This is a genomic window from Marinomonas sp. NPDC078689 (genome assembly GCF_044542435.1).
Taxonomy (GTDB): Bacteria; Pseudomonadota; Gammaproteobacteria; order Pseudomonadales; family Marinomonadaceae; genus Marinomonas; species Marinomonas arenicola.
Genome location: NZ_JBITUJ010000009.1, coordinates 15,788 through 27,043, shown reverse-complemented (window position 1 = coordinate 27,043; position 11,256 = coordinate 15,788). Strand labels below are relative to the sequence as shown.

The following is an 11,256-nucleotide window of genomic DNA, read 5'->3' as shown; positions in this document are numbered from 1 at the left end:
AGTCACGTTAATTCTAAGTGTCGGGTCTTGTAGGTTAGCCTTTAGGCTAATAACTGGAGATTTGGTGTTTCAACCATAGGTTAAAGTCGAAATAGCCAGTGATGCAATGTGAGTTGTACTTGCCCTTGTGGGCTGGAATACCTAAAAAAGAGCGGCCAGTAACTGGAGATTTAGTGTTTCAACCATAGGTCAAAGTCCAAATGACAAGTGACGCTCGGTTGTAAAAAAGCATCACTCTAATCGCACGTGTCTCGCATGATTGGCTTTATTGGCACGTGTATAGACCGACCACATCCTTTACAAAACTTGCTCCCCATCACATGTTTATCTAAGCCACTTCCCTTTCAGACAATATCCGTTTGCCTTCATATCGCTTCAATATGAAGCGTAAACGCACGACCAATATCAGAGACAACAAGCTCAAGCCTGCGCCTAAGCCTATGTAGAACCCACGTAATGTAAGCGTGTCTGCCCAAGGGCTGTAGTGAGACAGCCAATAACCAAACGGGATACTCAAGCCAAACAAAGACACAGCAAAGGCGATCATCGATGAGCGTGTGTCTCGAAAGCCTCGCAGTGCACCGGTAAACACGGTTTGCAGCATGTCTGGTAGCTGATAACTTGAGGAGATCAATAAAATGCTCGCGGCCATGGCCACCACTTGGGCATCGCTGCTGTAAATATAAGGAATAACATCGTGGAAATACTGGGTGATGCTAAAGCAAATCGCTACGTAACCTAAGCCCAACCACACAATAACGCGTAAACGTTTTCTCACCCCAGAGACACCCTCTTTTGACATGGCCTTAGCCACTACAATCGCCGTCACCGCACTCATCGCCATCATGGGCGTAAACAAAATAGAGGTATACGACATGACAATTTGCCCTGCCCCTAAGGCCAAATCACCAAACGATGAAATCAGCCATGTCATGGAGGAAAACAGCGCTACCTCAAAGGTAAACGCAAAGCCTGCAGGCGCGCCAATATGCAACAACAAAGAGAATTTCTTCATGTAACGCCAGATCAACCGAGAGAACAAAGGACGTTTATTAAAAAAGCGATCGTATACAAAAAAGAAAGTCACCGACAAATACAAAGACAAACTCGACGCAATCGCCGCGCCACGTGCACCTAAGTCAGGAAAGCCCAACTTGCCGTAGATAAGTACATAGTTAAAAACAATATTCAGCAGCAACCCGGTACTCGCCACAAACAAAGGAAAACCTGGACGACCAGCCGCTTCAAATAAGTTTTTGTAGGCGGTCATCAAAGCCAACATGGGCAAAGCCGGCGCAAAGATATACAGATAATCCACCGCGACCTGACGGGTTTCTTCTTGGGTCGCCATCATGCGAGCAAAATGTGGCAATAGGGTCACAGTGACAATACAAGCCACCACACCCAGAATAATCGACAGCCCTACCGCCTGAGACATATAGATGTTAACGAGCTTAGGCTGACGTCCATGCAAATGGCGAGTTACCAAAGGTGTAATACCAAAGGTCACACCAATTAAAAAACACCCTACCGGCAGCCACAAACTGGACGCCAAACCCACCGCGGCCAAATGCGTCGCACTGTAATGCCCAAGCATCACGGTATCGACCAAACTGATCGACAACTCCAGTGTCATGGTCAATACCATGGGCAAAAGTAAATGCAGAACCTCTTTTAAAACAGACGGAGAAGAAAATCCTTTTAACACACGGCTACCCTTATAAAGAATAAAATAGGGCGATACACTCTCGCACCAGAAGCCGTATTTTACACTGATACACGCGTCTTTTAACGCACAAAAGAGACACTTTCATTTCAAATAAAGCCTTTTACTTACCTTATGTGTATGGATCCCCTTGCGCCCTTCTGAAAATGCCGACAAAATGCCGTCTTTTTCTTATTCGTAACATCTGCGTGTCCCTAACATTAAGGACTAAGGTTAGACAGCCCATGACAGTGATCACCACACTCGGCCCCTTACTCGTAGCCTTACTTTTTGGCTACTGGGTAGACATTAAGTTTCTTTCACCAAAGCGTGTTGCCCTTGGTTTGGAAAAACTGGTCTATTTAATTCTTGGGCTCATTGGTTTTAGCATAGGCGCACTGGATAACCTGTCTGAAAAGCTGGTCGTGGCAGGCTTCCAAGCCTTTGTACTTTTTACCTTGGTCACCCTGATCAGCCTAACGGCGCTTTATTGCACAGGATTACGTTTTGGCGGCGCCCATGCTGAAAGCCAAAGCAATATCCCGCAAGCCAGTAAGCGACAAGCCCTAAAAGACGCCGCCCAAACCCTGGCTTGGGTAATCGCGGGAATCTTGGTTGGCTATATCGGCAAAGACTGGGCGATGGGCGTGGATCAAGCGGTAACAGGGCTGCTGTACATACTGCTGCTATTGGTTGGCTGCCAACTAAGACAAGGCAATCATCGCTTAAAAAAAATGCTCCTCAATAAGCAAGCCGCTATCATCGCGGTGACAACCATTGCCAGTACTCTCTTTGCAGGTTGGTTAAGCGGCCTGATCTTAAACTTAAGTTGGCACCAGAGCTTGGCCGTTGTCTCAGGGTTTGGTTGGTACAGCTTATCTGGCATCTTGATTACAGGATTAGGTGACCCAGTACTCGGCACCACTGCCTTCTTGCTTGATCTAGGTCGTGAGATAGTCGCACTCATGCTGATCCCCTTCTTTGCCAAACGCAGCAGCCACATGTCGGTCGGCTACTCTGGTGCCACCGCCATGGACTTTACCCTGCCGATGCTAAGCAAATTCCACGGCCCAGAAATCGTCCCCGTCTGCATCGCCAGCGGCTTCATCATGAGCCTGCTTACCCCAATCCTAATTCCATTGTTCTTAGGCATGAACTAACATGTCGACTTTAACCGATGAACTAGGTCTTTCTCTCCCCCTTTTTCTTCAAGGGGGAGCTGGAGGGGGTTGTTCTTGCATACACGACACCTGTGATTAACATGACTCAAACCAACTTGTACTTGACCTGTCACTTGTCACTTGTCACTTGTAGGTCAGTCTTTAGGCTGATGACCACTGCGCCAATAAAGCCAAACATACGAGACACCTGTGACTAACTCGATATCTCCAACAAATCAACACCAGCTAACATTTCGACTTTAACCCTCGGTTGAAACACCGAATCTCCAGTTATTAGCCTAAAGACTAACCTACAAGACCCGACACAAAGTGCCTGACATCTGCAATTAACTTGATTTACCACAAACAAGACATCACCAAGAATTTTGGCTTTGACCTTTAATCTCATCGTCAACATTCCGTAAAGACACTTTGTAAAGACAAGCGCTTTCGCAAACACCGTCATGGTTATGTAAAACTCATTGTCGCGCCGGAGCAGCAACGCTTATTCTCAGATCACACCTTGTGCTTTGCAGAAGAAGATTATCTTTTGGAACCAACAAAGTGTGCAGGTGAAGGGGTCGCTTTGGTAAAGAGTCCGACATAAAATTGGCATAATTGTCCTTGCTTATGTTAGAACAGTACCAACGGATCTGATTTTGCTAAGCACAGGGCGTATTAAATGTGACAACTAAGTTCTGCCTCTTATTGTACGCAATTTAAAAAACGGCATGCGACTCAAATTCCGTGACAACACTCAATTCATCGCTCTGCGATAATCAACAATCAAATGGAATGCTTTTTTATGAAAAAAACTCTTATTGCGGCGCTGGTTATGTCCTCCGTTTCTTTTGCGTACGCAGCAGACAACACAACCACCAAACTAGACACTAAAGAACAAAAACTGGCTTATAGTATTGGTACCATGTTCGGCGGTCGTATGGAACAGGACTTCAAAAACCTAGACCTAGACACTTTTTACCAAGGCTTCAAAGATTCTTACGCTGGCAAAAAAGGCCTAATGACCAAAGAAGAAGTAACGGCCACTATCCAAGCGTACCAAAAAGAGCGCATGGAAGAGCAACAACGAGAACAAGCCAAATTAGCAGCAGCAGATAAAGCAAAATCAGAAGCTTGGATCAAAGAAAAAGCCTCTGAAAAAGGCGTTATGAAAACCGACAGCGGCCTACTTTACAAAGTGATCACGAAAGGTAAAGGCGAAAAACCAAAAGCCACTGACACAGTGAAAGTAGACTACGAAGGCAGCTTGATCGACGGCAAAGTATTCGACAGCTCTTACAAACGTGGCGAAGCCATTACCTTCCCTCTAAACCAAGTTATCCCTGGCTGGACAGAAGGTCTGCAACTTATGCCTGTTGGTTCTAAATACGAGCTATACATTCCTGCGGCTCTAGCATACGGCCCTGGCGGCACAGGCCCTATCCCACCAAATGCAGCGCTTAAATTTGTTGTTGAGCTTCACGCCATCGTCAAACCAGATGCGAAAAAAGACGAAGCAAAAGCAGAAACGAAAGAAACAAAATAGTTTTCCCTAGCAACCTCTAGAGAAACAAACGACAAAAACAAAAAATGGCCATCAATGCGATGGCCATTTTTTTACTTAAAAACATAACCGAACTGTCTGCACTTGACCTTGCACTTGCTCTCCCCCGGGGAGCTGGAGGGGGTTTCACTGGATCTTGACCTTACTCTCCCCCTTACTTCAAGAGGGAGCTGGAGGGGGTTTTGCACTAGATCTCGACCTTGCTCTCCCCCTTATTTCAAGGGGGAGCTGGAGGGGGTTTTGCACTAGATCTTGATCTTGATCTTGATCTTATAAATTGGAATACCTTTAAAAAGGAGCAACCAATTTTATGTAACCTAAAAAAAACCAGTTACTGGCCTAAAGGTTAATCCACAAGAACATAAATCTAATTTTTCAGCTCTAATTTCGCTAACTCATCACGCTCAGCCCAACGTAACGCCGCCCAGAAATACGCGATAGGAAAAGCAAACATCATCACTCCTATATTATGCATAAACATGGTCTGCGTAAGAGCAAAGTCCATATAACACATAGGCACCAAGGCACCACCGATCGCATAAGAGCGAATATGCCAGTTGTCTTTGTGCTGTCGAAGCTTGCGCAAAAACAACTTCAAAGGCACCAAATACATGGCAAGTAAGAAAAATAGCCCTACAATCCCACGAGTCGATAGTGCTTGCAGGTATTCATTGTGGGCATGATTATAAGGGATGGCCTTTTTAACAATCTCTTTCTTAGCAACAAGTTCACGCTTAATCGGCTGAACTTGGCTCTCTCCCACACCAAAGACCGGTGCTTGTTGAAACATATAAATAGCGGACTTCCACATATCAAAGCGCAAACCAACAGAAGTCGCTGTTTTAGAGCCATCGGAATATTGCATAATATTGCTCACAGCTTCTCCCACTCTTTTCTGGATCCCCGTTTGAGGGACCAAAACCGCGGTGACGATACAGAAAATAGCCACGGAGAAAACGGCCATTAACCGCTTTTTGCCTAATAAATCACGGCATTCCCATAGTAAAAAAAGTCCAATCAGAGGGACCGCAACCCAACCGCCACGAGAACCTGACAAAACGGAGGCGCCCATGCCTGCAAGGCCACCAAACAACGCATAAATTAACCAAGTAAATCGCTTCTGTGAAAAGAAATAAATCGCAGCCGCCAAACTCAGTAATCCAAGCATCATGCCGGTATCACCAAACATAATCGGGTGCTCACCACCTCTGGCTCGAGCGACATCTAGAATCACTCGTTCATACAAAGCATGCGCAAAGGCCAGTAAGGAACCAACAACAATCCCGTACCACAACCACTCTTTTGGCCCTTTGGCGCGTAATAAAAGAAAAATAATCGGAATAACAAGAAGAAAACGAGAAGGTTTATCTAGCCCACTCCACTCAAATTGATCAAACAAAGAAGCAATAACCAAACTGGACCCAAAAGCTAAAAAGACCCAGATTAAAATTTTATCGGCCTTATCAGTAGAGTGCAGAACAGGTTTAAAAAATGACATTCCAAAAGAGCACAGAAATATCAGCAGAGTCGCTACATTGAAACCTTTGGGTATCCCGATAGCGCCAGCAAAGGTAAAGGCCGCAAAAAACCACACCAACATCGCAAACCTAGCTTTCAACTGCATTAACCACTTTCCCTACTTTTAAATAGCCTTTATTGCATAAACAAGGCATCGATTGGATATTTTTAGACAGTGTATCAAAATAGTACAAAATTACTGATATGATACGGCGCACAAGTTATTGATTATAACCAATATATAGGCCAAAGCAGAAGTGAAGACAGGACTGAAACTCAAAGAACACAGTGCTTCCATTATTTTAGGGCTCCGCACCCTGGACGCCTTATGTTTCCTATTAGCTGGATTGTTTAGCTTCTGGCTCAGATTTAACCATTTCAACGTCCCTCTACAATATAAGAACTTACTTATGCTAGGGGTGATCTTAGGAGCGATTAACCTCGCCTCTTTTGGCACTTATCGTATATGGCGAGGTGCCAGCTTATCGTCAGAAATACGCTGTGTTTTCAATGCGGTCCTCTCAACCTTTGCTCTCTTACTACTAAGCAGCTTCTTAACCCATACCACTGATTTATTTTCTCGTATCTGGGTTATTACCTGGCTAATCAGCTCGGTCATCCTCTTACTTGGTTACCGTGTCGTACTCCGTCAAAGCATTGGAAAATTAAGAACTAAAGGCTATAACATCCGACGAGTTGTCATCATCGGAGACAGCGAGCTCGCACAAAACGTTGCAGCGAAACTAAAAGCCACACCTAACACGGGCTTCCTTGTACAAGGCTTTGTGGGAGAAACAGAAGAACCAAGCACCTCAGAGCTATCGTCCCCCTACCTTGGCTGTATCGACAACATAGACGAACTCATCAAACGCTATAGAGTTGACCAGGTATGGATCGCCTTACCCATGGAAGAAGCGGCAACCATGAAAAAGGTCCAAAGCGCCCTAGCGACAAGCCCTGTCACCATACGCTTCGTACCTGACATATATGGTTTTCAATTACTAAATCATTCACTCACAGAAGTGGCAGGCCTCCCTGTGATTAACCTTTCTACGTCACACATGTTAGAAAGTAAAAACCGTCTTCTAAAATCCATAGAAGATAAAATATTATCCAGCGTCATATTAATAGGCATCAGCCCTATTCTGCTATTTATTGCCATAGGGGTTAAGCTGTCTTCACCTGGCCCTGTCTTCTACCGACAAGAACGAGTGAGCTGGAACGGCCACTCATTCAATATGCTGAAGTTTCGCTCTATGGGTGTAGATAGTGAGAAAAATGGCGTTCAATGGGGTGGTGCAACTAATATGTCTGTCACCAAGTTTGGCGCCTTTATACGCAAAACTAGCTTGGACGAACTGCCACAGTTTATTAATGTACTTAAAGGTGACATGTCTATCGTCGGCCCAAGGCCAGAACGAACAATGTTTGTAGAGCAGTTTAAACATGAGATACCTGGCTACATGCAAAAACACATGGTTAAAGCCGGCATTACTGGTTGGGCACAAATCAATGGATGGCGAGGCGATACGGACTTGGAAAAACGCATAGAATGTGATTTGTATTACATAGAACATTGGTCAATCTGGCTTGACCTTAAAATAATACTACTCACGTTTTGGAAAGGGTTTATCCATAAAAATGCCGCATAATGCGGCATTTTTATGGAATATAGCCAAAGCAAAGCTCTACTCTATCTCGTTGTATTTGCCTTTTTCCAAGTTGTTATTTTCTTGCCTTTAATAGAAAGACAAACACCAATAAAACATGCCAAATTTGTCATCACAAAATACAATAAAATATCGTTTAGCTTCCCTAAAAGCTTAATGTTCTCATTTCTATAAGATAGCCAAAGATAAAAATAGCCTATTAACTGCAGAAGAAAAAAAGTCAGACCAATACACGAGAAAAACATCCACACAGCAGAAGAGAGAAACATAGTCAGCATAGGCAAAAAAGAAAACCAACGAATTACTTTATGTGAATACAGTTTGAAAAGATTAAACATCGAAAAGGTAGCATGTATTTCTTTGCTAAGGTGACGGAAAGTATTGAATGAGCGATTACTTATACGCACCTTCCTACTAAACTCTTCTGAGCTTTTTTCTGCGCCCTTTTCATATGCACATATAGCCGTGGAATACGCCAATCGATAGCCTTGGCAAATGGTGCCAATAGACGTCGAGAAATCATCTAAAATCGACGTATCAAGCTGTCGATAGAGCGCCTTCCTAATAGCAAAAATAGAACCATCCGCACCCATCATAGAGCCAGTATTAGACTCGCACTCTTTAATGTACTCTTCATAACGCCAATACAAGCCATTTGAATAAGCAGAGCCATTCACTCCTTCATTTATATAGCTAAGCTGCCCTGCAACGCCGCCAATCTCAGAATCTAAAAATACATTGCTAACTTGCTTAAGCGCATCCTGCTTAAGGTAGACATTAGCATCAGAAAATACGACGATATCGCAATCTAAGGTTGGCATAAGTGTATTTATAGCATGAGTCTTCCCTTTACCATCGAATACTTGAAAAACCTCTATCATGTCTGGATAGTGAGCTTGCAACCTAGATGCGATAGCAAAGGTTTCGTCACTCGATGTATCATCTAAAACAACGATTTTAAACCTATCTTTTGGATAATCTAGGTCAAGGTGGTTTAACAACTTGCTCTCGATAACTTTTTCTTCATTGTGAGACGGTACCACAATAGCAATAAAGGGCTCATCTTCAGAAGAATTACTGAATTGCGCTGTATCTTTATTTTTGAACTTAGCAACAAGTGCAATAATAAACGGATAACAAAAATAAATATAAAACAGAGTAAAAAAGCTCAGAACAAAAATAAGAAACATAACATCCTCAAGCACCTAACGACCTAAAATAGAATTTAATTTATATTTAAATTCACGCTTGGCAACTTTCATAATGTGTGAAAAATCATAAAACACCTTATACTTTTTATACTTACAGAAAAAAAAGACACTTAGCGACTTGTAAAAGCTAAATTTATAGGCATGATAAATAAATTGAGACATGGCGGCTTCATTTTTATCACCAATCGATCTCAAGAAATCGTTATAACGACAAGACGCATAAAACCTAGAGTCCAATACTTCCTCACTTTTTATCTTAGTCAAGCTAGAATCACTTTCAACAACACAGTAAATACTACGTTGGTCGGCTGCGACAGACTCTGCCAAGACAGAACTTTTTAACGAGAAGACGACATCATTAGAAGCAATTACTTCATCAAACTGAATGCTATTTTCCAAAAGAAACCGTCTCCTAAAGAGTTTACTCCAAGGAACATGAAATCGATACTTAATCGCTAAATCTTGAGCACTAACATAATTTTTAACTAACTCTTCATACCTAAGATGTCTTTTTGAACTTTCACCATTCACTTTGATGCTAGTAGGTGAAAAATAAATCACGTCTTTTCCTGATTCAAAGTACTCTGATACAAGACTAAAAAAACCGTCCAGGAAATAGTCATCTGCATCTGCAAACAGTATGTACTCTCCTCGGGCATGCTTTAAGCCTAAATTTCGAGCTGCACCAGCCCATTTTTTTCCCTCAACCTGCTCATACAAAAAAGCAGAGCCGTGCTTAGCGATCACATCAGAGATATCATCAGAGTGATCATTAATCACTAAGATTTCTATAGCCTCAAATATTGGAATGCTATCCAAAAGTCGTGATAAACTTTCCTTAGAATTATAGTAAGGAATTATAACACTAAGCTTTATTTTCATAACATTCAAACTCTGTCTACATTAAAATAAACTCATAAAATTCAATCTAAAAAACATCAGAAAGAACATCTTTTAAAAAGATATTGAGACTAAAAAATAAAAAAAGATTAAATATTTCCCCACATTAAAAACTTTCAGAATCACTTCAAATACGCAACAGACTGATATAGATTATTTTCTATACAGGTAAAAAAATCAAAAAAATCCTCACCATCTAAAATCCGAAAAATCACCAGAGCACTTAAAACCCCTTCGCGATTCTGCCACTTAGTATTATAACTTTCACTGTAGCGTTTGATTGAAAAAGAACGCGCATCATTTTCTTTTAAATCCAAATCCTTTAATTCAAAGCCATAATCAAGATAATACGACACTCCATTTTTAACGTAACCATAGTAATCTGACTGATAAATATCATCACTCATTTCATAATAAAAAGTTGGCATCCCAGTCAATGCTGCTTCAATATGAATACTTGAGTCGCCGGAGATTAAAGAATTGATTTTTAAAAAATATTCTGTTAAATCTTCAATTCTTGAATCAGAAAAAAAAACATTTATATTTTCTTCGCTCATTTTTTTTATTTTGTCAATAAATTTAGATGGCTGAGAGGGATGTGTACGTATAAAACAATCCTTACCAAACCGAATTAACTTAAATACTAATTCTTCTACATTTTTAAAGTCGTCTAGTTTATTAACTGCAATTCCTACCGCTCTCTCATTAGAGCCTTTTCTCTTTTCTATTGTTTTTTTCTGACCAGAAAGTAAAACATGACACTTTCTAATGTTTCTTAATAATCGAAGTGGTTTTTCTTTAGCCATATCGAAACATTCATTGTACCTATCAAGTGACACTTGACCATCTAACAATGCGTAATCGAACTCTAATGGCGGAAAAAGATTGCTGACTGATGCGTGCTGCATATAAAGTGTCTTTATTCCCAAGACCTCAGCTGCCAACCTCAACGAACGGTTTGAAACATTATGGTCATTAGTCATTACAATTAGTTTTGGCCTTGATAATAAAAGTACTTTCATAAAATAAGGCACATAGAGATAGGCCCTGCAAAAAATCCCGAAATGGCTTCGAATAGCCACAACCTTACCACTTCTTTTTAGTTTAAGGTAAAGCGGAACGGATCTTAAGAAAAAAAGCAACATTGCGAAAAGCACAATAAAAAAATCAAATTTCACTACGCGATGAGAACCAATCTCCTTTACTCTATCAGAGTCAATCCTTTTATCTAAAAACACAACGTTCGAAATAGACATATCATCAAGCGATCTCACCGTAGACTTTAAACTATCGAATTGATTATTTGTTTCCGAATAAAAAAAAACCTCTCTCCTTTCTAATGACTGAAATTTAAGACTAAAGTTTAAAAAAACATACTTTAAAAAATAAATCGATTGCCCTAAAAAACCAACTAACTTTTTTTCATCACCATTGAACACTTTTATATCTTCTGACTTATTACCATATAAATGGGCCAAGCTAATTTCGTCTTCAATATTAAAGGCCACAAAGGATTTTCTTAAGAAAT

8 protein-coding genes are annotated in these 11,256 nt (G+C 41.3%); 3 read left to right on the top strand and 5 right to left on the bottom strand.

The features are described from left to right. Window positions 1-328 precede the first annotated feature (328 nt). Window positions 329-1,708 (bottom strand): MATE family efflux transporter, encoded by a 1,380-nt coding sequence (locus tag ACIGBN_RS14250; RefSeq protein ID WP_396666189.1) that lies wholly within the window; start codon window positions 1,706-1,708, stop codon window positions 329-331. A gap of 242 nt (window positions 1,709-1,950) precedes the next feature. On the opposite strand from ACIGBN_RS14250, the gene ACIGBN_RS14245 reads away from it, so the two are divergent. After that, a complete protein-coding gene (locus ACIGBN_RS14245) occupies window positions 1,951-2,865 on the top strand; it encodes a lysine exporter LysO family protein (protein WP_396666187.1) in 915 nt (304 codons plus the stop codon). 805 nt (window positions 2,866-3,670) lie between these two features. Then, window positions 3,671-4,411, top strand: coding sequence for an FKBP-type peptidyl-prolyl cis-trans isomerase (locus ACIGBN_RS14240; RefSeq protein WP_396666185.1), 741 nt, complete (start codon window positions 3,671-3,673; stop codon window positions 4,409-4,411). A 385-nt stretch (window positions 4,412-4,796) separates the two neighbouring features. Here the strand turns inward: ACIGBN_RS14240 and ACIGBN_RS14235 are convergent, their stop codons facing one another. Further along, a complete protein-coding gene (locus tag ACIGBN_RS14235) occupies window positions 4,797-6,053 on the bottom strand; it encodes an O-antigen ligase family protein (RefSeq protein ID WP_396666183.1) in 1,257 nt (418 codons plus the stop codon). A 151-nt stretch (window positions 6,054-6,204) separates the two neighbouring features. Between ACIGBN_RS14235 and ACIGBN_RS14230 the strand changes: the two genes are divergently transcribed. Continuing rightward, entirely contained in the window at window positions 6,205-7,599 is a 1,395-nt protein-coding gene (locus ACIGBN_RS14230; protein ID WP_396666181.1) for an undecaprenyl-phosphate glucose phosphotransferase, read from the top strand. Window positions 7,600-7,640: 41 nt separating this feature from the next. On the opposite strand, the gene ACIGBN_RS14225 is transcribed toward ACIGBN_RS14230, so the two are convergent. The 3 genes from ACIGBN_RS14225 to ACIGBN_RS14215 all read right to left on the bottom strand — a co-directional run bounded on the left by ACIGBN_RS14225 (window position 7,641) and on the right by ACIGBN_RS14215 (window position 11,236). Next, the gene (locus tag ACIGBN_RS14225) at window positions 7,641-8,822 is read right to left on the bottom strand and encodes a glycosyltransferase (RefSeq protein ID WP_396666180.1); all 1,182 of its coding nucleotides are present in this window, start codon (window positions 8,820-8,822) and stop codon (window positions 7,641-7,643) included. After that, window positions 8,823-9,710 carry a glycosyltransferase family 2 protein gene (locus tag ACIGBN_RS14220; RefSeq protein WP_396666179.1) on the bottom strand — a complete coding sequence of 296 codons (888 nt, stop codon included), beginning with the start codon at window positions 9,708-9,710 and terminating at the stop codon, window positions 8,823-8,825. It abuts the gene before it with no gap. A 140-nt stretch (window positions 9,711-9,850) separates the two neighbouring features. Beyond that, complete coding sequence (locus ACIGBN_RS14215) at window positions 9,851-11,236, bottom strand: hypothetical protein (protein WP_396666177.1); 1,386 nt, start codon at window positions 11,234-11,236, stop codon at window positions 9,851-9,853. Window positions 11,237-11,256 lie beyond the last annotated feature (20 nt).